Source organism: Amycolatopsis sp. NPDC059235 (assembly GCF_042754125.1).
GTDB lineage: Bacteria > Actinomycetota > Actinomycetes > Mycobacteriales > Pseudonocardiaceae > Amycolatopsis > Amycolatopsis albidoflava.
Genome location: NZ_JBHZAG010000038.1, coordinates 40187 through 65127, shown reverse-complemented (window position 1 = coordinate 65127; position 24941 = coordinate 40187). Strand labels below are relative to the sequence as shown.

Below are 24941 nucleotides of genomic sequence, written 5' to 3'. Positions count from 1 at the left end.
ATCTCGTTATGTCGCGTCGATTCCATGCCCCGGTAGTTCTGCCCGCCGACCCGTCCTGCTCGCTGCTCCGCGACGCCGTCGTGGATGTCGACGACGAGGGCCGGATTTCGTTCGTCGGACCGGCTTCCAGCGCGCCGGAGTTCGCCGGCGAGGAAACCCGGCTGACCGGAATCCTGGTGCCCGGCTTGGTGAACTCGCACGCGCACAGCCCGATGACGCTGCTGCGCGGGATGGGCGGCGACCTTCCGCTGCTGCGCTGGCTGCGCGAGATCATCTGGCCGACCGAAGCGAAGCTGAAGCCCGCCGACGTACGCACCGGCATGCTGCTCGGGTCGGTCGAAATGCTCCGGCACGGCGTGACGACCAGCGCGGAAATGTATTTCGAGGGCGAGCAGCTCGTCGACGCGGTGCTCACCACCGGCGGCCGGGTGCTCGTCGCGCCGCCGGTGATCGAACTGCCCGGGCTGGACTGGCGCGCGACGCTGGCGGCGATCGACCGGTGGATCGACGCCGACGGACTGCGGTTCGGTCCCGGGGAACGGATCGAGCTGGGTTACGGCCCGCATTCGGCGTACATGCTGAACCCGGACGGGCTGCGCGCGACTGCGGAATCCGCGGCTGCCCGGGGTGCGCTGGTGCAGATTCACGTTGCCGAGGCGGCGGCGGAGGATCTTGAGCAGCGCAAGGAGCACGGTTCGGTGCCGAAGCTGCTGGATTCGCTGGGGATGTTCAACGGGCGGACGCTGGCGGCGCATTCGGTGCATTTGTCGGATGAGGACATCGCGATCTTCGCCGCGCGCGGGGTCGGAATGGCGCACTGCCCCGGGTCGAACGCGAAGCTGGCTTCGGGGATCGCGCGGATCAAGGACTTGCGCGCGGCCGGGGTCGCGATCGGGCTCGGCACCGACGGTCCGGCCTCGAACGACGACATCGACCTGTGGGAAGAGCTGCAGCTGACGGCGATGCTGGCCCGGCTGGCCAACGACGATTCCACCGTGGTGACCGCGAAGGACGTGTTCCTGATGGCCACCCGCGGCGGCGCCGAAGCGCTCGGCCGCCACGACCTCGGCGTGCTGGAGCCGGGCCGCTGGGCCGACCTGGTGCACGTCGACCTCGACGACCCGGCCTTCGCCACCGGTCTGGACGTGCCGGACGAGCAGCTGCTGGCGAACCTCGTGTGGGCAGCCGGTTCGCGCCGGGTGCGGGACGTGTGGGTCGCCGGGGAGCAGGTTGTCGCCGAGGCCGAGCCGACGCGGGTCGACCGTCGCGAGATCCAGGCGTCGGTGGCCGACACCGCCGCCCGGCTGCGCGCCTGACACTGTCCGTGAAGGACTCCTTGAGGGAATTAGCTTCCCTCAAGGAGCCCTTCACGGACCTCAGCGGGGGCGGACCTGGATTTCGGTGAAGTGGGCTTCCGGGGTAGCGGTCACGGCGGTGAGCACGGCCGTCGCCACGGAGTCCGGGCGCAGGTACTTGTCGGCTTCGTAGTCGCCGCCTTCTTGGGCGCGGGCCTCGCGTTGCATGTCGGTGTCGGTGCGGCCGGGGAAGATCGACGTCACGCGCAGGTCTGGTTCTTCGGCGCGGAGTGAGTCGGTGAAGGCGCGGACGGCGAATTTGCTTGCCGCATAAGGCCCCCAGCCGGGACGAGCGGTGTAACCAGCACCGGAGTTGATCACCACGACGTGGCCGTTCGCGGCGCGGAGCGCGGGCAGCAGCAAGCGGGTCAGCTCGGCGACCGCGATGACATTCACCTCGAGGTTCGTGCGCCAGACGGAGGACGGCGAGTCGGCGACGGTGCCGATCTTCCCGATACCCGCGGAGTGGACCAGCACGTCCAGGCGGTCGATCTTGCTGGCGGCGGCTTCCAAAGACGCAGCGTCGGTGAGGTCGACCTGCCAGGGCTCGGCACCGGGGAGTTCCTCGGCCACCTTCGCGAGGGCGTCGGTGTCGCGGCCGCCCAGGAGAAGGCGGTGCGTCGGGGACAGCTGGTGCGCGATAGCCGCGCCGATGCCCCGGGAGGCACCGGTGATCAGGGCGAGCGGGAGGTCGGTCATACCGGCCACGGTAGGCGTCCGACGCTGATTCGCCAGTCCGGGGAGTCGGCGATCACTTCGCCGGGGCGCAGGAAGCCGCGACCAGCGGGTCGCGGGGAAAGCGGATTTCCGTCCGGTGCAGTGCGCCGGTGAAATTGTCGATAAACCGACTCCAGGTGAGCGGCTCGCGGGTCGAGGCGAGCACCTCGCGGACGTCTGGGCAGCGCAGCGCCTGGCGGGCGGCGTCGATGACGACGGGCTGGAACATCCGGATCTCGCCGTCGGTGGCGAAGTCGCCGTATCCAGCCTCGGCGATCTCCCACGCCCCGACCAGCCACTTCGAATGCCCGGGGCGGCCGTTCGGGATGGTCGACGAGTGCGCGGCGAGGTCGCTCGCCAGGCCGTAGCCGTCGTGGATGCGGACGTCCAGGGACACGATATTGCTGATCGCGCCCATACTGTCGGCCGCCATGGTCACGTACGGCCGGGTGGTCGGGAAGCGGAACCACTTCTTCACGTCGCCGTAGCTGTAGACGACCACTGCCGGCTGCTTCGTCCCTTCCACCGCCTCGACCGCACGACGGGTGACGTCCTGGCCGAGGTAATCCGTCGCCAGCAGCGGGTGTTCGTGGCCGGTCGCCCACGACCAGTACCCGCGTTCGTCGGTGACGCTCACCGCTTGATGCGTGTTCTCGTACGGCACGCGCAGCCAGCCGCCCGCGACCACGGCCCACGCCGCGACCCCGGCGGCGATCGCGATCGTCTTCTGGGTCAACGGGATCGCCATCACCGGCAGCAACAGCACGAACAACGCGGGCAGCAGCATCCGGCCGTGCATGAAATCGCCGCCGACTCGGACGACGTATAGCGCGAGCAAAAGCGCGCCCACCAACGAAGTCAACAGCAGAATCCGCGACCGGCACGTCACGATCGCGGCAATCACGAGCAGCAGCAACGGAATCCACAGCACGTACGGGCTGATCAAGTCAGTCAGATACGCGAAGCCGCGCGGCCAGTCGCTGTTGGCCGCTTCCTTGGCGAGCGCGGTGTTCGGCGTGAGAAGACCGTAGTAGCCCATCCGAAACACCTGGTACGCCAACGGAATCGCGACGCCCGCGCCGAGCCAGCCCAGCGCGGCAAGCCATCGCGGACGGCGCAGCAGGACAAGTGCGATGAAGCCGATCACGCTGAACAGCGCCAGATCCGGCCGGACGAGCGGACCCAGTCCTAGCACGATCGCGGTGGCGACCGGCGTTTTGCCGCGCACCAGCAGCCACCAGCTCAGCCCTAGCCACAGCAGCACCAGGCCGGTTTCGAGGCCGGAGGTCGCGAAGTCTCGGAACGGCGGGAGCGCGCACACGATCAGCGCGCCAGCGGGGGCGACCGGCCCGGCATAGAGGCGACGGGCGCCGTCGAGGCCGAAAAACAGGCCGCCGACCGCGCACAGCAAGCCGGTGATCACCGCGACCCATTCCAGCGGCGGGCCGGGGATCGTACCGAGTCCGGCGAGCAGCCAGGTCCACAACGGACTCGTGCTCGCTTCGACGCGCTCGCCGACGTTGAACACCGGCCCGTTCCCGGCGAGGATCTGCCGGACGGTGCGGAGCACGAGCAGCCCGTCGTCGCTCATCCACCGGCGCTGCCACGCGAGCACCGTGTACAGCACGAGCACCGCTCCGGTGGCGGCCCACGTCCAGGTCATCGGGCGGCGGTACCACGAGGTCGGGTCGTCCGGCGGCGCGCCGGCGGACGCGGTCATGATTGGTCCAGACCTCCCCGAGACGTGGTGTGCAGCCACAGTCTCGCATCCGCCCGGACGTGACGCTCAGTGGTCGCCGCGAATGTCCGTGAAGGACTCCTTGAGGGAATCTGATTCCCTCAAGGAGTCCTTCACGGACCGCTAGCGGGCGGGCGCGGCGGAGGCGGTCGGCGACGGCGGGACGGTCGGCGCGGGCGGAGCCAGGCCGATGTCGAGGTCCATCCGCTCGCGGTCCTTGCCGCCGAGGGTGAACGGCGAGGTGCAGCCGGTCGCCGGGTCGACGGCCGAATCGAGACCCGGTGCGCCCGCGCCGCGCTGGGTGACGGTGAGGCCGTCCGGCAGCTTCGAGACGTCGAAGCACACCTGGTAGGTGCCGTCCTTGCGCTGGTCGAACAGGTAGCTGCCGTCGGCGTTCGTGCGCGTGGTGGCGACTGTGCCGCCCGCGCCGTCCTTGAGCGTCACCGGCAGATCCGGGTAGCCGGGTTCGTCGTCGTCCTGCATGCCGTTGCGGTTCAGGTCTTTCCACGCGCGGTCGCCGATCTTGCCGACCGCGGGCTGCGGCGTGACGGTGACCGTCGCGGTCGCCTTCTGCTCGGCGAGCGGGCCGCCCGGAGCGGTGGCGGTGACCTTCGCCGTGTTGACGTGCCCGTTGTCGTCCTCGGTGAGGTTCGGGTGATCGCAGGTGAGTTCCTTCGACGCGCTGGCGGCGAGGTCGAACGCGCCGGGAAGACCCCCGCACCACGGGTCCTTCACGAGCAACCCGGTGAGCGGCTGGGAACCGGTGTTGGAGACGGAGATGCGGAAGTGCGCGGCATCGCCGGCCGGGATGGCAGCCGACGGGCCCCACGTTCCGTCCGCCGGATTCCGCACCTCCATCTTCACCGCGAACGCGGCGAGAGCCACGTGCACGCAGTCCCACAGCACCCAGTTGTGGTTGGTACTGGCGAAAAACGAGACCGCCGCGGTGTCGTCGGGCGCGGTGACCGGCGGCACCTCCTGCTGCGCGAGCTTGCCGTCGGACGCGACGTCGTGCGTCACCGCGAGCGGTTTCTCCACCAGCACCCGGCCGGCGCTGTCGGCGAAGCGCAGCCCGGTGGTCGCGCTCGCGTGCGAACCGAGGCCGGACTGCGCCGTGCCCGTCCACACCGACAGCGAGTATTGCCCGCCGGGCACCGCTTTCACCTGCTGGACGGCCGAGCTGACCCGGCCGTCCGGCGTCTGGATCTGGGCGTTGACCTGACCGTCGACCGCGTGCGCGGTGCTGGTGACCAGCTTCGGCACCCGGTCCGGCGGGGTGCTGCGCGGAATCGGCGCGGCCGGGCTGAACAGGTACCCCCGCGGCGGTCCGCCGGGCGAACCGGCGTCCTCCACGCTCGGGTTGGCCGCGATGCCGCCGCAATCCGGAGCCCCCTCGGCGGGAGCCGACCCGGGAGTGACGACGGCGAGCGCGCCGACCAGCATCGCAGTGCCCGCCGCCGCGCCCGCCGTACGTCCGATCGCGACTTTCCTTGCCCGCCTCACGCGGTGAAGCTAGACCCAGGAAGGCCGATCGGCGGTAAGAAACACTCCAAAGTGTTACCGGCGGCCGATCCGGCCGGGCAATCCGAAGGTCCCCTTCTTCCATACCGACACGATCGCCGGCCGCGGCTGGGAGCTGCCGCCGTCCGGCCAGTGCGAGGTCGGGTTCGCCGAACTGGGCGCGTCCTCGCCCGGATGCTGCACCGCGACGAGCACGAGGTTTTCGGTGACGACCGGACCGCACGTCTCGGCGCCGACCGGGACGGACAGGAACTGCTTCACGTGCCCGCGTTCGGGGCCGGTCACCGGAACCGAGAAGAGGCCGTCGTTCGCGCCGAGGGTGTTGCCGTCGGTGGAGATCCACAGGTTGCCGTGCGGGTCGAAAGCCACGTTGTCCGGGCACGAGATCGGGCTGACCTGGTCCTTCGGGAAACCGCCGAAGTAGGTGTCGGCCGTGGCCGGATCGCCGCAGACGAGCAGCAGCCGCCAGGAGAACCGGGTGGCGGCGCTGTCGCCGCGGTCCTCGTCCCATTCGAGGATGTGCCCGTTTTTGTTGCGGGTGCGCGGGTTCGCCTCGTCCGGGCTCGCCTTGCCCGCCGCGCCGCGGTCGGAGTTGTTGGTGAGCGCGGCGTAGATCCGGCCGTTGACCGGGTTCGGCTCGATGTCCTCCGGACGGTCCATTTTGGTCGCCCCGGCGCGGTCCGCGGCCTGGCGGGTGAACACGTAGACCTCCTCCGCGGTAAATCCGTCCACAAAGGACTTGTCGCCGCCGGCAAGGGGAATCCACTCGCCGGTGCCGTCGAACTCGCCGTCGTCGGGCAGCTTGCCGGAACCGTCGATCTCGCCAGGGCTGTTGCCGGAGAACTTGGCGACGTACAGGGTTCCGTCGTCCAACAGCGCGGAGTTGTGCCGCCGGGCGAGCGCGGAATTCCCCTTCTTGTACTTGCCCTTCGAGACGAATTTGTAGATGTACTCGAACCGCTCGTCGTCGCCGGAGTACACCGCGACCCGGCCGTCCGCGGTGATCTTGACGTTCGCCGCCTCGTGCTTGAACCGGCCGAGCGCGGTGTGCTTCACCGGCGTGGAATGCGGGTCGTTCGGGTCGATTTCCACGACCCAGCCGAACCGGTTGGGCTCGTTGGGTTCGCGGGAGACGTCCCAGCGCTTGTCGAAGCGCTCCCACTTGCGCGTGCTCTCGCCGGTGCCGACCGCGTACCGCTTGAGCCGCGCGGCCTCCGCCGGGTCGGAAACCTTGTCCGCGTGGGCGAAGTACTGGTGGAAGTTCTCCTCGCCGGACAGCACGGTGCCCCACGGCGTGACGCCGCCGGAGCAGTTGTTCTGCGTGCCGCGCACGCGCTTGCCGGACGGGTCGGCCGACGTCTTGAGGTACTTCGAACCGGCCGCCGGACCGCGCACCTCGAAGATCGTGTCCAGCGTGATCCGCCGGTTCAGCGGGCTCGGCACGGTGCGCAGCGCGCCGCCGATCGGGTCGCGAAGCGTCTGCAGCACCGACAATCCGTGCGCCGCCCAGGCGATCTTGACCTGTTCCTCGGTCGGGTTGGCCGGGTCGTACTGATCGGCCGGGAAGAGGTGCACCTCGGTGGTGTACTCGTGGTTGACCACCAGCAGGTTGCGCAGGCCGAGCGGATCCTGCGGGATCAGGCCGACGAAGTCGTTGTTGTAGCCGAACTGCTTGGCCTGCGCGGCCGCGGTCTGCTTGCGGAAATCGAACTTCGGCGCGCCGGGGACGACCGGGTCGCCCCAGCGGATCACCACGTGCTGGGCGTAGCCGTCGGGGATGCTGACGACGTCGAGTTTGTTCGGCGGCACCGGCGTGAAGTCCGTGCCGGGCACCGCGCGGCCCTTCGCCAACGGTGCCGGGGCTTGGGTCGGCGTGGCTGCCGCGGCGGTGCCGGACAGCGCGGCGAATCCGCCTGCCGCCGCGGCCATCACCGCACCGGCCTTGAACACGCCGCGCCGCGAGACGCCCTTGGCGATGTCGCCGAAGTACTCGTTGCCGGTCGGGTTCGGGGCCTCGTGCGCGCAGGCGTTGCCGCAGCGGTATTCGCAGGTGATCGGTGACCGGCCGCCGGAATGCGCGGTGAACAAGGGCAGCAGTCGTCCGGGCTCCAGGGACACGGGGCCTCCAGGGTCGCTTCTCGGTGGGAACCCGGCGACCGTATGCGGCGAAAACCCCCTGAATCGGACTAAAAGGTTAACGGCGGATGTATTCGGCGAAAGACGACGATCGCCCCCGAACAGACAGTCCGGGGGCGATCGCCGAGTGTCGCGGAAAGGCTCAGAACTCCTCGTCGCCGACGAGCGCGGCCTCCTTCGGCACGGTGTGCGGATCGGCCTTCTTCTCCCGCTGCGACAGCAGGACGGCGGCGATCACGCAGAGCACGGCGGCGACCAGGAACGGACCCTGCTCCCAGCCCATCCACTCGGCGATGTGGCCGACGAGCGTGGCCGCGACCGCGCCGCCGAACCAGCGGCAGAAGTTGTACCCGGCGCTCGCGACCGGCCGCGGCGCGTCGCTGATCGACATCGCGGTGCCGGTGAACAGCGTGTTCAGCAGCCCGGAGACCAGCCCGGACACGATGATCCCGACGACCACCACCGGCTTGCTCGGGATGGCCAGCACCAGCATCAGCACGGTGTAGCCGGTCACCGCCAGCGCGGCGGCGTGCCGTTCGCCGAAGCGGGCGGCCATCTTCGGCGCGAGCACCACGCCGGCGATCGCGACGCACAGGCCCCAGCCGCAGAAGATCAGGCCGACGGCGATGGCGTTCCAGCCGAGCACGAACGGGGACCAGGCGAGCACCGCGAAGAAGGCGGCGGTGTAGAGCGCCGAGGCGACCGACGTCCGCAGCAGGCCGGGGTGCTTGAGCGCGCGGATCGGGTCGAGCAGCTTGATCGGTTCTCGTTTCTCGGCCGAATCGCTCTTCAGGAAGATCGAGCACAGCACCAGCGCGGCGACCATCAGCACCGCGGTGCCGAGGAACGGACCGCGCCACGAGATCGTGCCCAGCAGCGCGCCGAGCAGCGGCCCGACGGCGAGCCCGACGCCCAGCGCGGCCTCGTACAGCAGGATCGCGCCGGATTGGCCACCGGTCGCCGCGCCGACGATCACCGACAGCGCCGTGGCGATGAAGAAGGCGTTGCCGAGCCCCCACACCGCGCGCAGGCCGACGAGCTGTTCGATCGAACCAGCGGCGGCACACAGCGCGGTCGCGGCGACGATCAGCGTCAGCCCGACCAGCACGGTCCGCTTGGCGCCGAACCGGGCCGACATCGCACCGGTGAAGAGCATCGCGATCACCTGCACGCCGAGGTACGACGTGAACAGCAGCGTGACCTGGGACGGCGAAGCGTTCAGGCCCTTGGCGATGGAGAGCAGGATCGGGTCGACGAGGCCGATGCCCATGAACGCGATGACCGCGGCGAACGCGGTGATCCACACCTGTTTCGGCTGGCCTTTGACCGCGTCCAGCAGGCTTGAGTGGTGCTCAGCGCTCATTGCGGATCAGTTCCTCCTTCGGGAGTTCGGGAGTTTCGGGGGAGTGCGGGTCGTCGCGGTGGAAATCGGCGATCAGCTTGGTGAGAGCGGGAAGCGCGGCGTCGATGGCGGCGCGCTCGGCCGGGTCGAGGCGCTCGAGCAGCGCCCGCAATTCCGCCTCCCGGCCGGCGATCATCTCGGCGTAGAACCGCTCGCCTTCCGGCGTGGCCTCCACGAGCACGGCGCGCCCGTCGTCGGGATCGGGGCGCCGGGTCACCATGCCGAGCCGTTCGAGCCTGCGCACGACGTCGGTCATCGACGGCATCCGCACGCGCTCGAGCCGGGAGAGCCTGCTCATCCGGCTCGGCCCGCGGCCGACCAGCTCCGACAGCACCGACCCCTGGGTCAGGGTCAGCAGCTGCGCGGATTCGCGGCGCACCAGGTAGTACAGCCGGAACACCACCGGCCGCAGCCGCTGCGCCAGATCGCCCGTCGAGGAAGTCACTTAGCTAGGCTAACAAAAATTAGTTAGGGTGGCGAAGTAATTCGGCTCACAAGGTGGTCCAGGCCAGGACCCCTAGGCTGTACCGGTGGATGCGGTGATCTTCGACCTCGACGGCGTACTGGTGGACTCCGAGACGACGTGGGACGAGGTGCGCCGCTCCGTAGTAGCCGAGCACGGCGGGACCTGGCGGCCGGAGGCGACGCGCGCGCAACAGGGGATGAGCACGCCGGAATGGGCGCGCTACCTGGTGGAAACCCTGGGCGCGCGGCTCACCCCGGACGAGATCGCGCGCGTCGTGATCGACGAGATGGCCGCCCGCTACGCCGACCGCCCGCCGGTGATCGACGGCGCCGACCAGGTCGTCCGGGAGATCTCCCGGCACTGGCCGGTCGCGATCGCCAGCTCGTCGCCGCCGGTGCTGATCCACTCGTTCCTGACCGCGTGCGACCTGACGTCGCTGGTCCCGGTGGCGGTCTCGAGCGAGGAAGTGGCCGCGGGCAAGCCGGAGCCGGACGTCTACCTGCGCGCGGCGATGCTGCTGAACGTCGACGCTTCGCGGTGCGCTGCCGTGGAGGACTCGACGAACGGCCTGCGCGCGGCGTTCGCGGCGAACATGACGGTGTTCGCGGTGCCCAACCCGCACTTCCCGCCGGACCCGGAGGCGCTGCGCGAGGCCACGGTGCTGCCGAATCTGGCCGCACTGCCCGCCGCGCTCAGCGAGTAATGCAGCTCACAGCCGGGTAGCAGGCGCGGTGCCATTCTGAGCCTTCATCGGCGAGAGGGGCGGAAATGGCTGTGCCGCAAGGGGACTGGGACATCGTCAGCAGCATCGGGCTCACCGCGCTCGGGGTGACCGCGGGCCGGGCGATCGCGACCGCGTCACCGGAACCGCTGGTCAGAGATCCGTACGCGGCGGAGTTCGTCCGCGCCGCGAACCCGCCGCGGCCGCTGCCGACCGAACCGGGCGACGACGCGCTCTGGCTGGGGATCGCCGACTACGTCCAGCTGCGCGCGCGATTCTTCGACGACCTGATCACCGGATCCGACGCGCCGCAGGTCGTGCTCCTCGCCGCCGGGCTCGACGCCCGCGCCTTCCGGCTCGACCTGTCCGGCCGCGACGTCTACGAGGTCGACCAGCCGCGCGTGCTCGCGTTCAAACACGACGTGCTCGCTCGCCTCGGCGCGACCCCGCGATGCCGACGGCACCCGGTCGGCGCGGATCTGCGCGAAAACTGGCCCGCCGCACTGGAAACCGCCGGATTCGACCCGGCCCGGCCGTCCGTGTGGATCGCCGAAGGACTGCTGCCGTACCTGCCCGCGCGAGCCGAGGAACTGCTGTTCGACCTCGTGCACGCCCGGTGCGCGGCGGGCAGCCGGATCGGAGCCGAGCACATCCCGCCCGGCGACCTCACCGAACTGTCCGGCACCTTCCAGACCTCCGAGGCGGGCAAGCAGATGGGCTTGGCCGCGGACAACGTCTTCTCCACCGAACCGCGCCGGGACGCGGCCGAGTGGCTCACGGGGCAGGGCTGGGACGTCCAGGTGGACCGCGTCGCCGACCTCGCCGTCCGGTTCGGGAAACGGATGCCCGACGTCCTCGCCGGCCAGATGGCGAAAACCGAACTGATCTCCGCCGACCTTTGAACGCCGTGAAGGGCCCCTTGAGGGAATCCAATTCCTTCAAGGGGCCCTTCACGGACGGTCAGAGCTGGGGTCAGCGCTCCAGTTCGCCGCGGATGAAGGCGTCGACCGAGTCGCGGGCGGTCGAGTCGTCGTACTGCTCCGGCGGCGACTTCATGAAGTAGGACGACGCGGACAGGATCGGGCCGCCGATGCCGCGGTCCTTGGCGATCTTCGCCGCGCGCACCGCGTCGATGATGATGCCCGCCGAGTTGGGGGAGTCCCACACCTCGAGCTTGTACTCGAGGTTCAACGGCACGTCGCCGAACGCGCGGCCCTCGAGGCGGACGTAGGCCCACTTGCGGTCGTCGAGCCACTGCACGTAGTCCGACGGTCCGATGTGGACATTGCCCTTGCCGAGCTCGCGGTCCACCTGCGAGGTGACCGACTGGGTCTTCGAGATCTTCTTCGACTCGAGCCGCTCCAGCTCCTTCATGTTCAGGAAGTCCATGTTCCCGCCCACGTTGAGCTGCATCGTGCGGTCGAGCTGCACGCCGCGGTCCTCGAACAGCTTCGCCAGCACGCGGTGCGTGATGGTGGCGCCGACCTGGGACTTGATGTCGTCGCCGACGATCGGGACGCCCGCGTCCTCGAACTTCTTCGCCCACTCGGGGTCGGAGGCGATGAACACCGGCAGCGCGTTGACGAACGCGACCTTCGCGTCGATCGCGGCCTGCGCGTAGAACTTGTCGGCCTCTTCGGACCCGACGGGAAGGTAGGAGACGAGCACGTCGACCTGCGCGTCGCGCAGCGCGGCGACCACGTCGACCGGAGTCTCGTCGGACTCCTCGATCGTCTCGCGGTAGAAACGGCCGAGGCCGTCGAAGGTGTGCCCGCGCTGGACAGTGACGCCGAGCGGCGGCACGTCGGCGATCTTGATCGTGTTGTTCTCGCTGGCGGAGATCGCCTCCGAGAGGTCCCGGCCGACCTTCTTCGCGTCGACGTCGAACGCGGCGACGAACTCGATGTCGCGCACGTGGTAGTCGCCGAACTGGACGTGCATCAAACCGGGGACGCGCGCACCGGGATCCGCGTCGCGGTAGTACTGGACGCCCTGGACCAGCGACGAGGCGCAGTTGCCGACGCCCACGATGGCCACCCGAACGCGGCGGTTCTCGCCCATGCCGGTTTCTCCTTCAATCTCATTCACTTGCATCTGCAGGTCTGCCGCCCCGTTGCGGCCGCCGCTCAACCCGGTCCCGGCTGCTCCGGACCGCGCTGCTCGGCTTGTTCGTGCGCGATCAGCTCGTTGAGCCAGCGCACCTCCCGCTCGCTCGACTCCAGCCCCAGCCGGTGCAGCTCGCGGGTGTAGCGGTCGATCTTCTCCTCGGCCCTGGCCAGCGCGTCCCGCAAGCCCTCGCGCCGCTCCTCGACGCGGCGGCGCCGTCCTTCCAGGATTCGCATCCTGACGTCGGCCGGTGTCCGCGAGAAGAACGCCAGGTGGACGCCGAATCCCTCGTCGTCCCACGTCTGCGGTCCCGCGTCGCCGAGCAGTTCGGCGAAGCGTTCCTTGCCCTCGGCGGTGAGCTTGTAGACGCGGCGGCCGCGCCGGGACCAGGCCCGGTCGTCCGCCTCGTCGAACTCCTCGACGAGATAACCGGCCCGCAGCAGCCGGCGCAAGGTCGGATACAGCGAGCCGTACGAGAACGTCCGGAACATCCCGAGCGTCTCGTGCAAACGTTTGCGCAGCACGTACCCGTGCATGGGCGTCTCGTGCAGCAATCCGAGGATCGCGAGTTCGAGCACACCACACCCCGCTTTCGGGAATACGCCGCGACCGGCACCGTTGACCACACGGGAACCGGCTCAGCCAACCTACTCGCCGAGTATATCGCGCCGATACATCGAAGTGGCGGAAGTAACCCGCTACCAGCACTCGCCCGATGATCCGTGATCAGAGCGTTATCCAAGTTTCGGCGTGTCCGAACGGTTGCCCAGGGTGCGGGAAAGCAGGGGGCACCGCGGACACAGAAAGAGCCCGTACTCTGTCCTCGTGCGAAACCAGCGGCAGGTTGTGGATTACGCCTTGCAGCGCCGTGCGCTGCTGGCCGGCGTCCGCTCCGGGCGCGTCGGAGACCATGAGGTCTGCGACGCGAGCCCGTACCTGCTCCGCGCGGCGAAATTCCACGGCAGACCCGAGGACCGGGCCTGTCCGATGTGCCGCCGGACGCCGCTGCACCTCGTTTCGTGGGTGTACGGCGACGAGCTCAAGCACGTTTCGGGATCGGCACGCACCCCCGCCGAACTGGCCAGAATGGCCGGGGTTTTCGGGGAGTTCACCGTCTATGACGTAGAGGTGTGCCGGACGTGCCATTGGAACCATCTGGTCCTGTCCTATGTCCTCGGAACGGGCGACCCCCAGCCGACCCGGCCGCGAAGGACTGCCGGGCAGTGACGAGTACCACAACCGCTGCAGAACGCGGGGCGGCTCCAGTGCAGACAGCGCCGCCTTCGGAGGCCCATTCGTGAACGACGACCGCGACCGCTCCTGGCCGAGCCAGGAGCCAGATGCACCTCGCCGTGCCCGGCGACCCCAGGAGGACCCTGGTCCCGCCTGGCCAGCCGATGACGCCCCCCGGCGCCCCGCGCCGCCCCGCCGTCCTCCCGCGGGCGGCCCGCGCCCGCCGCGCGGCCAAGCCGGTCCGGAGTGGCCGAGCGGCGACGAAGGCGGTCCGCAGTGGCCCGCGGCCGACGAGCCGCGCCGTGCGCAGCGGATGCCGCAGAACCGCGCTCCGCAAGGCCGTCCGCCGCAAGGCCCCGGACCGCAGGACCGCGGTTCGGGCACCCGTGCGTCGCAGATCCTCGACGGACAGGGCGCGCCGCCGCGCCGCCAGCCGCCGGCCGGACGTCCCGGTCCCAACAATGGTCCGAACAACGGTCCGAACGGCGGCCCCGGCGGCGGTCCTAACGGGAACGCCACCCAGGGCTTCCGGCAGCCGCCGCCCGGCGGACGGCCTCCCCAGGGCCGCCGGGTCCCGCCGCCGCCTCCGCCGTCGTCCTATCCGGAGACCGACCGCGAACCGGACCTGATCACGCACGCCGCGCACAACGGCTACGCCCCTTACGACGACCGGTACGACGACGACCCGTACGACGAGGAAACCCGCCTCGCCCAGTACTCGGACGACGCGGACTTCGAGGACGACCCGGAAGGCGAGGGAGACGGCAAGAAGGTCAAGATCCCGCTCTCGCCGATGCAGCGCCGCAAACGCCGGTGGAAGATCATCCGCCGGGTGCTGTACGCGATGTTCGGCCTGTTCGTCGTGGTGCCCGCGATCGCGTTCGTGATCACCTATTTCACCGTCGACGTGCCCTCGCCGCAGGACGTGCTCGCGAAGCAGAGCCAGCCGATCACCTTCTACTACGGCGACAAATCGGTGATGGGCCGGATCATCCCGGAGGGCGGCAACCGCGAACTGCTGCAGCCCAACCAGATTCCCGAGGTCGTCAAGCACGCCGTGTACTCGGCCGAGGACGCGACCTTCGAGACCAACTCCGGCTTCAACGTCATGGCGATCCTCCGGTCGGTCTTCAACCAGGCGACCGGCGGCACCGGCGGCGGTTCGACCATTTCGCAGCAGTACATCAAGCAGGCGACCAAAAACGACCAGGCCACCCTGTCCCGCAAGTGGACCGAGCTGGCGAAGTCGTTCAAGCTGAACAACGAGACGTCCAAATCGGACATCATCACCGGCTACCTGAACATCGTCTTCTTCGGCCGCCGCGCGAACGGCATCGCCGCCGCGTCGAAGGCGTACTTCGGCAAGGACGTCGCGCAGCTCAACGCGTCCGAGGCGGCGCTGCTCGCCGGGATGATCCAGGGACCGGGCAAGGACCAGGACACCGCGTACGTCCAGAAGCGCTGGACGTACGTGATGGACCAGATGGTGGCCAACCACTGGCTCTCGCCCGCCGACCGCAAGGCCGCGCAGTTCCCCACGCTGATCCCGCGCGACTCGCAGCAGAAGCAGGACGCCGGAACGCTGGACTACCACATCCAGCAGCGCATCTTGCAGGAACTGGACGCGAAGGGCTACAGCGAGGACAAGCTGGCCTCCACCGGCGCGAAGATCTACACGACGATCGACCCGAACGCGCAGAAGATCGCGGCGCAGTCCGTCCAGGACAACATGGAGGGCCAGACCGACGACAACCTCAGAGGAGCTCTGGTCGCCGTCGACCCGAGAACCGGGGGCGTGGTCGCCTATTACGGCGGGCCGACCACGGTGAAGAACGACGCGGGCAAGGACACGCTGGCCACGGACTGGGCGAATGTGCCGCAGAACCCCGGTTCGTCGATGAAGGCCTACGACCTCACGGCCTGGCTCAAGATGGGCAAGGGGCTCGGCGAAACCTTCGACGGCACCGACCGGCGGGAACTCGGCGGCCGCGTGGTCCGCAACGCGGGTGAAAGCTCCAGCTGCGGTCCGCAGTGCACGGTCAAAAAGGCCATGGAGGTCTCGGCGAACACCGTGTTCTACGACATGGTGCTGAACTGGACGAAACCGGCCCGGGTCGCGGAGGCCGCGAAGGAAGCGGGCGTGCAGGCTGCCCCGAAGGGCAAGGCCAAGCTCGGCACGAGCGACGCCAACATCGCCCTCGGCGGTGGCGCCACCGTGGTCACCCCGGAGGACATGGCCGCCGGGTACGCGTCGTTCGCCTCCGGCGGCGTACGGCGCGACCAGCACTTCGTCTCGAAGCTCACGAACTCCCAGGACGAGGTCATTTTCGACGACTCCGCCGGGCAGGGAAAACCCGCGTTCGACGACAACGCGGACAAGAGCAAGCAGATCGCCGGGAACGTGACCGACGCGCTCGGCCCGGTGATCGCCGAATCGCACCTGAAATGTCCGAGCGGCCACGAATGCGCGGGCAAGACCGGCACGCAGCAGTACGACCCGAAGGACAGCGACCCCGCCTCGTACAAGGACCGCAACGCTCAGACCTGGATGGTCGGGTACACGCCGTCGGTGTCGGCCGCGATCTGGATCGGCGGCGACGGCAACAAGCCGCTGCACGACAAGAACGACAAGCCGATCTTCGGTAAGACGATCGCGGGTCCGGCCTGGCAGGACTTCATGACGAACTACCTGAAGGACAAGCCGGGCGAGAAGTTCGACAAGGTCGACCCGATCGGCAAGGACGCCGACCAGGTCGTCACGTCGAGCAAGGCGCCACCGCCGCCGCGCGAAACGTCCAGCGAGCAGGCGCCGCCTCCGACGACGGAGTCCTCGTCGTCCGCGCCGCCGACCAGCTCGTCGCGTCCGACGTCCTCGACGACCAGCCCGACCCGGCCGAGCGGCATCTTCGGCGGCGGCACCGAACCCGGCAATCCGGGCAGCGGCGGCGCACCCGTGGTGAACGGCGAACCGCCGAGGCGCACCGGCTGATCCGCTTCAGCACCCGACGAAGAGGCTCCTCTCCGCACCGGAGAGGAGCCTCTTTTTGCCGGTACCGCCCGGCTGGGGGTGCGGTAGGTTCACCGACGGTCTCCCTCCCCCGCGAAGGGGATCGGCCAGGAGAGTGAACCTCGACCGGGGTTGCCGCGTCTGGTCATCAGAGGGCCTTCTGCGTCCGCAGGCTGCCCGTGTCCGAGAAGAGGATCCGCAGTGAACGACGACCGCAGCCGCTCCTGGCCCGACCGGGATCCCGACCCGCGGCGTCAACCACCTCCCTCCCAGCCCGGGCAGCCGCCGTGGGCCCGCGGTCCGCAGCGTCCCGCCGCGGGTCCGACCCGCCCGTCCGGACCCGCCGGGTCTCCGCCGCCGGGCCGCCGTCCGCCGCCTCCCGGCCGCCGGCCGGTCCCGCCGCCGCAGCGCGAGCCGGAGCTGATGACCCACCGGATGGTCGAGGACGACTACCGCGACCCGGGCTATCGGGGCGCCGATTACCGCGACGCCGGCTACCGCGACGAGGGTCCGCTCGATCCGGACGACGGGTATCCGCCGGAGGACTTGGACAAGAAGGGCCGCACGCCCGCGCAACGCAAAAAAAGACGTTGGAAGATCATCCGGCGGAGTGCCTACGCGTTCGTCGGCCTCTTCATCGTGATCCCGGCGATCGCGTTCGTGATCACCTACTTCATGGTCGACGTGCCCTCGCCGCAGAGCATCGCGCAGGGCCAGAACCAGGCCGTCACCTACCTCTACGCCGACGGCAGCCCGATGGGCAAGGACGTCCCCTCCGGCGGCAACCGGCAGATCCTCACCCCCGCGCAGATCCCGGACGTGGTGAAGCACGCGGTGATCGCGACCGAGGACTCGTCGTTCGAGACCAACTCCGGCTTCGACGTCACCGGCCTGCTGCGCGCGGCGTTCAACCAGCTCACCGGCAAGGCGGGCGGCGGGTCCACGATCTCGCAGCAGTACATCAAGAAGGCCACCGACAACGACGCCCCGACGCTCACCCGCAAATGGACCGAGCTGGCGAAGTCCTTCAAGATGAACCAGACGTACGAGAAGCAGGACATCATCACCGCGTACCTGAACATCATCTACTTCGGGCGCGGGGCGTACGGCGTCGGCGCGGCGTCGCAGGCCTTCTTCCACAAGGACGTCTCGAAGCTGGACTACACGGAGGCCGCGCTGCTGGCCGGGCTGATCCAGCAGCCGGGCCGTTCGGAGAACCCGAAGGTGGCCCAAGGCCGCTGGAACACCGCGCTCGACCGGATGCTCGAGAACAAGTACATCACCGCGCAGCAGCGGCAATCGGCGCAGTTCCCGCCGGTGATCCCGCTCGAGGAATCGAAGGACGACTCGAACGCGCCGTACAAGTTCATCAGCGCGCAGGTGAAGGCCGAGCTGGCGCAGCACGGCATCGACGACGACAAGTACTACGCGGGCGGCTACACGGTCCAGACCACTATTGACAAGCACGCCCAGGAGGTCGCGACCCAGGTGGCGACCGACGCGCTGAAGGACCAATCCGACGACCGGCTGCTCAATTCGCTGGTCGCGGTCGATCCGAAGACCGGCGGGGTGCTCGCGTACTACGGCGGGCCTGCGCTGGTCGACGTGAACGGGAAGAAGCAGGGCGCGCGCGACTGGGCGAACACGCCGCAGAACCCCGGTTCGTCGATGAAGGCGTTCGACCTCACCGCGTTCCTGAAGATGGGCAAGGGGATCAACGAGACCTTCGACGGCAGCAACAACCGGGTCTTCGACGGCCGCAAGGTGCGCAACGCGGGTCCCAGCTCCAGCTGTTCCGGGCAGTGCACCGTCGCCGAGGCGATGAAGCGGTCGGCGAACACGGTGTTCTACGACATGGTGCTGAACCAGACGCATCCGGGCCCGGTCGGGCAGGCCGCCCAGGAAGCGGGCGTCAAGACCAAGGACAACGGCGGCAAGTCGCTGATCTCCACCGCGGACGCCAACATCGCGCTCGGCGGCGGGAACACCCAGATCACGCCCGCGGACATGGCCAGCGCGTACGCGACCTTCGCCGCCAACGGCATCCAGCGCGACCGGCACTTCGTGCTGAAGGTGACCAACGCGCAGAAGGAAGTCGCCTACGAGGCGCAGCCGAGTGCGGGCAAGCCGGCGTTCGACAGCAGCGCGGACAAAGCCAAGCAGATCGCCGGCAACGTGACCATGGCGCTGGGCCCGGTGGTCGACTTCTCGCACCTGAAGTGCCCGTCCGGGCACGAATGCGCGGGCAAGACCGGTACGCAGCAGCACACGGTGCGGTCCGGCGAGCCGGCGTGGGCGGCGAACGCGAACGCGCAGACCTGGATGGTCGGCTACACGCCGTCGGTCTCGGTCGCCGCGTGGGTCGGCGCGGACGGCGACCAGGCGCTGCACGGTTCGGGCACGTCGCCGATCTACGGTTCGACGATCGCGGGTCCGATGTGGCAGAAGTTCCTCGACGGCTACCTCAAGGGCAAGCCCGCCGAGAAGTTCGACCAGGTGCCGCTGATCGGCGTTCAGGCCCCGCCGCCGCAGGGCGATCAGAACGCGGGCGACGAGCCGCCGCAGCAGACCGCCACCAACCAGCCGGATCCGGGCGACGACGGGAACGACCACGGCGGCCCGATCACCGGCGGGCCCAGCCAGCCGCATTGGCCGACCGGGCTCCCGCACTGGCCGTCCGGCAAGCCGTCGTCGCACAACCCGCCTACTGGCGGTCCGTCGACCGGCGAGGATCCGCCGCAGGAGTAAGGAAAAGGCCGTGGCCGCGACGGTGGGGGGAGTCCGTCGCGGCCACGGCCGTTCAGGGGCGGCCTCAGCCGCCGAGCGTGATCACGCGGCCTTCGGCGCCCGAGCGGTGCGCCGCTTCGATCACGCGCAACGCCTCGACCGCGCTCGCCGGGTCGACCGGGAAGTCCGCCTCGCCGCGCAGGGCGTCCCGGACCTGGGCGTAAAACGCTTCGTAGCAACCGGTTTCGGTCGGCACGAGTTCGGTTTCGTCGTTCACGCCGAGCCTTCCGGCGTCGCTTTCCGGCTCCACGCCCCAGCCGTCGTCGCCGGGGCGGAGACCGGCCTTGATCTGCGGCTCTTGGACGTCGAGGCCGTATTTGGTGAACGTCGCCTGATCGCCGAGCACGCGGAACCGCGGGTTGCGAGTGCCGGCGAGCGCTGACGACCACAGGTGCGAGCGCACGCCGTTCGCGTGGTGCAGAGCGACGAACACGTCGTCGTCCACCTGCACGCCGGGGCGGCGGCGGTCGACCTCCGCGTAAACCTGGGTGACCGGGCCGAACAGCTGCAGCGCCTGGTCGACGATGTGCGCGCCGAGGTCGTAGAGCAGACCGCCGGCCTCGGCCGGGTCGCCGAACTCGCGCCAGTTGTCCTTGATTTCCGGCACCCAGCGGTCGTAGCGGGATTCGAAGCGGAAGACCTCGCCGAGGCGACCGGAGTCGAGCACCTTGCCGACGGTGCGGAAATCCGAGTCCCAGCGGCGGTTCTGGAACACCGTGAGGCCGACTCCCTTGGCCTTCGCCGCGTCGACGACCTGCTGCGCCTCCGCCGCGGTCGGCGCGAACGGCTTGTCCACGACCACCGGAATACCGGCCTCGATCGCGCGGAGGGCGAGCGGCACGTGAGTCCGGTTCGGCGTGGTCACCACGATCAGGTCGAGATCACCCGCGCGGGCGAAAAGCGCGTCCGCGTCCGGAACCACTTCGGCACTGGGGTGCTCGGCGCGCGCCTGCGCGGCCCGGTCCGGGTTCGCGGTCACCAGCACGGCCGGGACCAGGCCCGGCGTCGCCGCGACCAGCGGCGCGTGGAAGATCCGGCCGCCGATCCCGTACCCGAGGATGCCGACCCGCGCGTCATCAGCCATGACCCCCATTAAACAACACTGTTGCGTAATAGGCCACCCGTCCGAGATGATCGGCCGATGGCGGAAACCGGCGTCAACCTGCGCGGGCTGCGACGCCACAACCGCGCGCTGCTGCTCGGGCACATCCTGCGCGCGGGCGGGCTGAGCCGGGTCGAGCTGGCGCAGCGGTCCGGGCTGACCCAGCAGGCGGTGTCGAAAATCGTGTCCGACCTGCTTCCCGAAGGGCTGCTGGACGTCGAACGCGCACCCGCGGCCGGGGTCGGCAAACCGCGCACGATGCTGCGGCTGCGCGCGGAAGCCCGCTGCGCGCTCGGCGCGCAGCTCGACCGGGACGGCTACCTCGTGCTGCGCACCGGCCTGACCGGCGAGGTCGAGGACATCGTGGAAGGCCCGCTGCCGATCGGCTTCAGCCCGGAGGCCGCGGTGACCGCGATCGCCGACGGCGTGCGCAAACTGGTCGCCGACTTCGATCCGGCGCGCGTGCTCGGGCTCGGCGTAGGCGCGGTGGGACCGCTCGACCACCACGCGGGCCGCGTCCGCGACGCCACGAACATGCCCGGCTGGCACGACGTCCCGCTGCGCGACTTGCTCGCCGAACGCACCGGGCTGCCGGTCACGCTGGACAAAAACACCAACTCCGCCGCTTTCGCGCACGCCTGGCCGGAGGAAACCTCGGCGGCGACCGCGGTGGTGCTCGTCGGCACCGGAATCGGCGTCGGACTGCTGATCGACGGACGCGTCTACCGAGGCCCGCGCACCAACGCGGGTGAGTTCGGCCACACCACCATCGCGTACGCCGGACCGCGCTGCGCCTGCGGCCGCCGCGGCTGCGTCGAGGTCATGCACCGCGCCGCGGGCACGCCGCACGACGCCGCCCGGCTGCTCGGCATCGGGCTCGCCGACCTGGTGCAGGTGCTCGATCTCGAGCGGATCGTCCTGTTCGGACGGACGATCCGCGGCGCGCCCGAGGTCTACCGCGAAACGGTCTCGCAGCAGCTGCGCGACCTGCTGCCGGTGCCGTACTGGCAGCGCATCGACGTCGAATTGAGCGATCTCGACGAGGAAGCGGTGGCCCTCGGCGCGGCTTTCGAGGTGCTTGCCGGGTTCTACGAGGATCCGAAATGACCGGCAGCCCACTCGCGGACCGATAGCATCCCGACGTGTCCCGCGTCTCCGACCCCGCCGACGAGCCGGATTCGGCTCCCCGCACGCTCACCCCGGCGGAGCGAATCGCCCCCAGCCGGCACGACCCGCTGGTGGCCGCCGCGACGAGACCCGTCGGCGGTCCGGTCGGCACGCACGCGGCGGTCGGCAGGCAGTGGTTCTGGTCGCCGCAGCGCGTCGGGCTCGCGATGGCCGTGCTCGCGCTCGTGGTGTGCTGGTTCGGCAAGGCGTCGTGCATCCAGCAGTACAGCGATTCCAACGGCGTGCACCAGCTCGACTGGCGCTCGGGCCGTCCGTTCGTCGCGATGTGCTACTCCGACATCGTCCCGCTCTACAGCTCGGAAAAGCTCGACGACGCGCACACCTTCCCCTACGTCACGTCGTGGCAGGAGGATTCGCAGACCGCGGAGAACCAGACCCGGTACATGGAGTACCCGGTGGTCACCGGCCTGTTCCAGTGGATCAACGCGAAGCTCGCGGCGGGCTGGACGTCGGTCGCGAACGCGGGCTGGCTGCCCGGCGCGCTTCCGGTGGCGATCTACTTCAACATCTCCGCGTTCTGGCTGGCGCTCGCCTGGCTGGTCACCGTGTGGGCCACCGGGCGGACGACGAAACGCCGGCCGTGGGACGCGGTGCTCGTCGCCATCTCGCCGCTGGTGCTGGTCCATACCTTCACCAACTTCGACGCACTCGCCACCGCGGCCACCGCCGCCGGGATCCTGGCGTGGTCGCGAAAACGCCCGGAGGTCGCGGGAGTCCTGTTTGGACTAGGCGTCGCCACGAAGTTGTATCCGCTGTTACTGGTCGGGGTGCTGTTCCTGTTGTGCCTGCGCGCCGGGAAGCTGAGTGCGTGGAGCCGGACCGCGGCGTTCACCGTGCTGGCCTGGCTGGTGGTGAACGTCCCGTTCATCGTGGCCGCGCCGCGCGGCTGGTGGGAGTTCTTCCGGCTCAACACGTTGCGGCCGATGGACCCGGATTCGCTCTACAACGTCGTCTCCTACGTCACCGGCTGGGCGGGCTTCGACGGAGTGCTCCAAAAAGGACAGACCCCGGCCGTGCTGAACATCGTGGTCGCGGTGCTGTTTGTGCTCTGCTGCGCCGGAATCGCGTACGTCGCGCTCACCGCGCCCCGGCGGCCGAGATTCGGGCAGCTGGCCTTCCTTGTCGTAGCGGCGTTCCTGCTGACGAACAAGGTGTGGAGCCCGCAGTACTCGCTGTGGCTCGTCCCGCTGGCGGTGCTGGCGATCCCGCGCTGGCGGCTGCTGCTGGGCTGGATGGTCATCGACGCGGCGGTGTGGGCGCCGCGGATGTTCTATTACCTCGGGGTCGACCACAAAGGACTGCCCGCGGGCTGGTTCCTCGGCGGCGTCGTGATCCGCGACCTCGCCGTCGTTGGATTGTGCGTGCTGGTGATTCGCGAGATCTACCGTCCGCGCACCGACCTGGTCCGGCTCTCCGGCGACGACGACCCGGCGGGCGGCGTGCTGGAGCGGGCCCGCGACAAGGTCACCTTCGCCGCCTTCCGCCGCTCCGCCGCTCACGCTCAGCAGCCGGTCTCGTGATCCGTGAAGGACTCCTTGAGGGAATCTGATTCCCGCAAGGAGTCCTTCACGGCTCTCAGGCGAGTTGTTTGCGCAGGTAGGCGATGTCGGCGGCCTGGCCTTCGCCCGGCGTCTCGACGACCACCGGCGCGCCCGCCTGCCGCACGACCTCGGCGAGCAGCTCCGGTTCGATCGTGCCGTCGCCGTCGACCACCGACGCGTGCCGGTCGCGGTTGGAACCGTGCTCGTCGCGGGAGTTGTTGCAGTGCACCAGGTCGATCCGGCCGGTGATGGCCTTGACCTTCTCCACCGCGGTCGCCAGGTCCCAGCCCGCCGCGTAGGCGTGGCAGGTGTCGAGGCAGAACCCCGCGCCGAACTCGCCGACCTTGTCCCACAGCCGGGCGATCACGTCGAGCTCGCGGGTCATCGCGTTGTCGCCGCCCGCGGTGTTCTCGATCAGGATCGGCACCGCGAAGCCGCCCTTCTCCGCCTCGCGCTCGAAAAGCTTGCGCCAGTTGACCAAGCCCTCCTCGACGTCGTCGCCGGCCCCGACGTGCCCGCCGTGCACGATCAGGCCCTTCGCGCCGATCGCGGCGGCCCCGTCGGCGTGCTGGGTGACGTTCTTGCGGGACGGGATGCGGATCCGGTTGTTCTTGGACGCGACGTTGATCAGGTACGGCGCGTGGATGAACACCTCCACCGGGGAGGCCTTGATCTCCTCGCCGTGCGGATGCGGTTTCGGTGCTTTCCACCCCTGCGGGTCGGAGAGGAAGAACTGGACGACGTCGGCTTCTCGCTCGGCGACGGCGGCCAGCGGATCGTCGTCGCGGACATGGGCGCCAATCTGCATGCCCTGACGCTACTACCGGGCGAATCTCCCCCTTCCGCCCGAGTTGGTGACGCTCGTGGAGTACCGTGAGCGCGTTCCGTGATCCATTCGGAGTGAGCAAGTCGGGGGAGGAAGGCATGCGGAAGCGCGCTGGACGGATGACCGCACTGGGGGTCGCGCTCGCGGCGCCGCTGCTGTCCGCGGTTCTGACGTTTCCCGCCACCGCCTCCGCGGATCCCAGCCCCACCGTGACCGGCGACTGCGAATCCACCCTGCAGAACGGCAAGAACGGCAACGGCCTCGCGCTCGACGCGGGCGCTCCGCTCAACGCGCCGAACCGGCTCACGGTCGGCCTCGATTCGAAGGCGAAGCAGACCGACGGCAAGGCCCCGGCGCTCGCGCTCCCGGTCGGCGACACCGTCCGGGCACTGGGCGTCGGCGAGGTCCCAGCGGTCGGCGACACGGCCGCGAAGGACACCTGCCCGTTTGTGCAGGCCGCGGCGAACGGCGTCGGCAACGCGACCCAGGGCCTGGTCGGCGGGCTCCCGGTAACCCCGCCCCCAGGCCCGCAGCCGACTCCCGAGCCGCCGAAGCCCAACCCGCCGTCCCCCGCTCCCGGCCCCGGCGGCCCGGGCCAGCCCGTCCCCGGCGGAGACACGCTCGGCCCGGTGACCTCGGTCGACGGGCTGTCCGGTCTCGACTCGGTGTCCGGCATCTTCACCGGAGCCGCGATGCTCCCGGCGAGCTTCGTGCAGGCCCCGCTCGTCACCCAGGTCGTCCCGGGCCAGCTGCCGCAGCCGGACCAGGTGCCGACGGTCGACGCGAAGAAGTCCGGCACCGCCGAGGCGCTGCCCGCGGCCAACCCGCCCGCCCGGCTGCCGCTGCTGATCGCCGTGCTGGCGCTCGCGATGGTGGCCGCCGCGCTGGTGCGCGCCTGGCTGCGCCGCAAGCCCGCCTGACCCAGCCTCGGCCCTGACTCGATCTGACTCTCAGTAGCGCCCGCTTCCACCCGAATGCCTGACCTCGGAGGGGAGGCGGGCGTTACTCGTCTTCGTTACCGTCGTTGTCCTCAGCAAGGCAGGTACAACGGACGCGGCGAAAGGGTCGACGGCCATGCAGCAGCACCGGGCACGG

19 protein-coding genes are annotated in these 24941 nt (G+C 69.7%); 9 read left to right on the top strand and 10 right to left on the bottom strand.

The features are described 5' to 3' along the window. Positions 1 to 8 precede the first annotated feature (8 nt). Positions 9 to 1316 (top strand): amidohydrolase family protein, encoded by a 1308-nt coding sequence (locus ACFXI3_RS24280; protein WP_378402342.1) that lies wholly within the window; start codon positions 9 to 11, stop codon positions 1314 to 1316. Positions 1317 to 1376: 60 nt separating this feature from the next. Here the strand turns inward: ACFXI3_RS24280 and ACFXI3_RS24275 are convergent, their stop codons facing one another. The 6 genes from ACFXI3_RS24275 to ACFXI3_RS24250 form a co-directional block, all read right to left on the bottom strand. Next, on the bottom strand, positions 1377 to 2054 hold the full coding sequence (locus tag ACFXI3_RS24275) for an SDR family oxidoreductase (protein ID WP_378402340.1): 678 nt from the start codon (positions 2052 to 2054) through the stop codon (positions 1377 to 1379). A gap of 52 nt (positions 2055 to 2106) precedes the next feature. Then, entirely contained in the window at positions 2107 to 3792 is a 1686-nt protein-coding gene (locus ACFXI3_RS24270; protein WP_378402338.1) for a hypothetical protein, read from the bottom strand. Positions 3793 to 3933: 141 nt separating this feature from the next. Next, positions 3934 to 5313: an SdrD B-like domain-containing protein gene (locus tag ACFXI3_RS24265; protein WP_378402336.1), complete on the bottom strand. Its 1380-nt coding sequence runs from the start codon at positions 5311 to 5313 to the stop codon at positions 3934 to 3936. 54 nt (positions 5314 to 5367) lie between these two features. Further along, positions 5368 to 7449 (bottom strand): PhoX family protein, encoded by a 2082-nt coding sequence (locus ACFXI3_RS24260; protein WP_378402334.1) that lies wholly within the window; start codon positions 7447 to 7449, stop codon positions 5368 to 5370. Positions 7450 to 7609: 160 nt separating this feature from the next. After that, positions 7610 to 8830 carry an MFS transporter gene (locus ACFXI3_RS24255; protein WP_344282647.1) on the bottom strand — a complete coding sequence of 407 codons (1221 nt, stop codon included), beginning with the start codon at positions 8828 to 8830 and terminating at the stop codon, positions 7610 to 7612. Next, on the bottom strand, positions 8820 to 9314 hold the full coding sequence (locus tag ACFXI3_RS24250) for a MarR family winged helix-turn-helix transcriptional regulator (protein WP_378402331.1): 495 nt from the start codon (positions 9312 to 9314) through the stop codon (positions 8820 to 8822). Before ACFXI3_RS24250 ends, ACFXI3_RS24255 begins: the two co-directional genes overlap by 11 nt. Positions 9315 to 9399: 85 nt before the next feature. Here ACFXI3_RS24250 and ACFXI3_RS24245 point away from each other — a divergent pair, with 85 nt between their 5' ends. Next, positions 9400 to 10038 (top strand): HAD family phosphatase, encoded by a 639-nt coding sequence (locus ACFXI3_RS24245; protein ID WP_344282641.1) that lies wholly within the window; start codon positions 9400 to 9402, stop codon positions 10036 to 10038. 65 nt (positions 10039 to 10103) lie between these two features. Further along, positions 10104 to 10958: an SAM-dependent methyltransferase gene (locus tag ACFXI3_RS24240; protein WP_378402329.1), complete on the top strand. Its 855-nt coding sequence runs from the start codon at positions 10104 to 10106 to the stop codon at positions 10956 to 10958. A 70-nt stretch (positions 10959 to 11028) separates the two neighbouring features. Here the strand turns inward: ACFXI3_RS24240 and ACFXI3_RS24235 are convergent, their stop codons facing one another. Beyond that, positions 11029 to 12117: an inositol-3-phosphate synthase gene (locus ACFXI3_RS24235; RefSeq protein WP_344282635.1), complete on the bottom strand. Its 1089-nt coding sequence runs from the start codon at positions 12115 to 12117 to the stop codon at positions 11029 to 11031. A 65-nt stretch (positions 12118 to 12182) separates the two neighbouring features. Next, positions 12183 to 12740, bottom strand: coding sequence for a PadR family transcriptional regulator (locus ACFXI3_RS24230; protein WP_344282633.1), 558 nt, complete (start codon positions 12738 to 12740; stop codon positions 12183 to 12185). Between the two features lie 247 nt (positions 12741 to 12987). On the opposite strand from ACFXI3_RS24230, the gene ACFXI3_RS24225 reads away from it, so the two are divergent. The 3 genes from ACFXI3_RS24225 to ACFXI3_RS24215 all read left to right on the top strand — a co-directional run bounded on the left by ACFXI3_RS24225 (position 12988) and on the right by ACFXI3_RS24215 (position 19150). Beyond that, positions 12988 to 13389: a DUF5318 domain-containing protein gene (locus ACFXI3_RS24225; protein ID WP_378402327.1), complete on the top strand. Its 402-nt coding sequence runs from the start codon at positions 12988 to 12990 to the stop codon at positions 13387 to 13389. Positions 13390 to 13708: 319 nt separating this feature from the next. Next, a complete protein-coding gene (locus tag ACFXI3_RS24220) occupies positions 13709 to 16384 on the top strand; it encodes a transglycosylase domain-containing protein (RefSeq protein WP_378402325.1) in 2676 nt (891 codons plus the stop codon). Positions 16385 to 16603: 219 nt separating this feature from the next. Then, on the top strand, positions 16604 to 19150 hold the full coding sequence (locus tag ACFXI3_RS24215; protein WP_378402323.1) for a transglycosylase domain-containing protein: 2547 nt from the start codon (positions 16604 to 16606) through the stop codon (positions 19148 to 19150). 64 nt (positions 19151 to 19214) lie between these two features. Here the strand turns inward: ACFXI3_RS24215 and ACFXI3_RS24210 are convergent, their stop codons facing one another. After that, the gene (locus ACFXI3_RS24210) at positions 19215 to 20273 is read right to left on the bottom strand and encodes a Gfo/Idh/MocA family oxidoreductase (protein ID WP_378402321.1); all 1059 of its coding nucleotides are present in this window, start codon (positions 20271 to 20273) and stop codon (positions 19215 to 19217) included. Positions 20274 to 20330: 57 nt separating this feature from the next. Here ACFXI3_RS24210 and ACFXI3_RS24205 point away from each other — a divergent pair, with 57 nt between their 5' ends. Together ACFXI3_RS24205 and ACFXI3_RS24200 are read left to right on the top strand one after the other, a co-directional pair. Next, positions 20331 to 21398, top strand: a complete 1068-nt coding sequence (locus tag ACFXI3_RS24205; RefSeq protein ID WP_378402319.1) for an ROK family transcriptional regulator — start codon at positions 20331 to 20333, stop codon at positions 21396 to 21398. Positions 21399 to 21433: 35 nt separating this feature from the next. Then, positions 21434 to 22999 carry a glycosyltransferase family 87 protein gene (locus ACFXI3_RS24200; protein WP_378402317.1) on the top strand — a complete coding sequence of 522 codons (1566 nt, stop codon included), beginning with the start codon at positions 21434 to 21436 and terminating at the stop codon, positions 22997 to 22999. A 55-nt stretch (positions 23000 to 23054) separates the two neighbouring features. Here the strand turns inward: ACFXI3_RS24200 and ACFXI3_RS24195 are convergent, their stop codons facing one another. Then, a complete protein-coding gene (locus ACFXI3_RS24195; RefSeq protein WP_037809070.1) occupies positions 23055 to 23828 on the bottom strand; it encodes a deoxyribonuclease IV in 774 nt (257 codons plus the stop codon). A gap of 116 nt (positions 23829 to 23944) precedes the next feature. On the opposite strand from ACFXI3_RS24195, the gene ACFXI3_RS24190 reads away from it, so the two are divergent. After that, positions 23945 to 24766 (top strand): hypothetical protein, encoded by an 822-nt coding sequence (locus ACFXI3_RS24190; protein WP_344282613.1) that lies wholly within the window; start codon positions 23945 to 23947, stop codon positions 24764 to 24766. The last annotated feature ends 175 nt before the right edge of the window (positions 24767 to 24941 follow it).

What these genes read in the sequence shown, in the direction of transcription:
- ACFXI3_RS24275 (WP_378402340.1), bottom strand. Translation starts at nt 2,054, where the DNA reads ATGACCGACCTCCCGCTCGCCCTGATCACCGGTGCCTCCCGGGGCATC.
- ACFXI3_RS24195 (WP_037809070.1), bottom strand. Translation starts at nt 23,828, where the DNA reads ATGCAGATTGGCGCCCATGTCCGCGACGACGATCCGCTGGCCGCCGTC.
- ACFXI3_RS24240 (WP_378402329.1), top strand. Translation starts at nt 10,104, where the DNA reads ATGGCTGTGCCGCAAGGGGACTGGGACATCGTCAGCAGCATCGGGCTC.
- ACFXI3_RS24205 (WP_378402319.1), top strand. Translation starts at nt 20,331, where the DNA reads ATGGCGGAAACCGGCGTCAACCTGCGCGGGCTGCGACGCCACAACCGC.
- ACFXI3_RS24210 (WP_378402321.1), bottom strand. Translation starts at nt 20,273, where the DNA reads ATGGCTGATGACGCGCGGGTCGGCATCCTCGGGTACGGGATCGGCGGC.
- ACFXI3_RS24270 (WP_378402338.1), bottom strand. Translation starts at nt 3,792, where the DNA reads ATGACCGCGTCCGCCGGCGCGCCGCCGGACGACCCGACCTCGTGGTAC.
- ACFXI3_RS24190 (WP_344282613.1), top strand. Translation starts at nt 23,945, where the DNA reads ATGCGGAAGCGCGCTGGACGGATGACCGCACTGGGGGTCGCGCTCGCG.
- ACFXI3_RS24280 (WP_378402342.1), top strand. Translation starts at nt 9, where the DNA reads ATGTCGCGTCGATTCCATGCCCCGGTAGTTCTGCCCGCCGACCCGTCC.
- ACFXI3_RS24220 (WP_378402325.1), top strand. Translation starts at nt 13,709, where the DNA reads ATGCCGCAGAACCGCGCTCCGCAAGGCCGTCCGCCGCAAGGCCCCGGA.
- ACFXI3_RS24255 (WP_344282647.1), bottom strand. Translation starts at nt 8,830, where the DNA reads ATGAGCGCTGAGCACCACTCAAGCCTGCTGGACGCGGTCAAAGGCCAG.
- ACFXI3_RS24235 (WP_344282635.1), bottom strand. Translation starts at nt 12,117, where the DNA reads ATGGGCGAGAACCGCCGCGTTCGGGTGGCCATCGTGGGCGTCGGCAAC.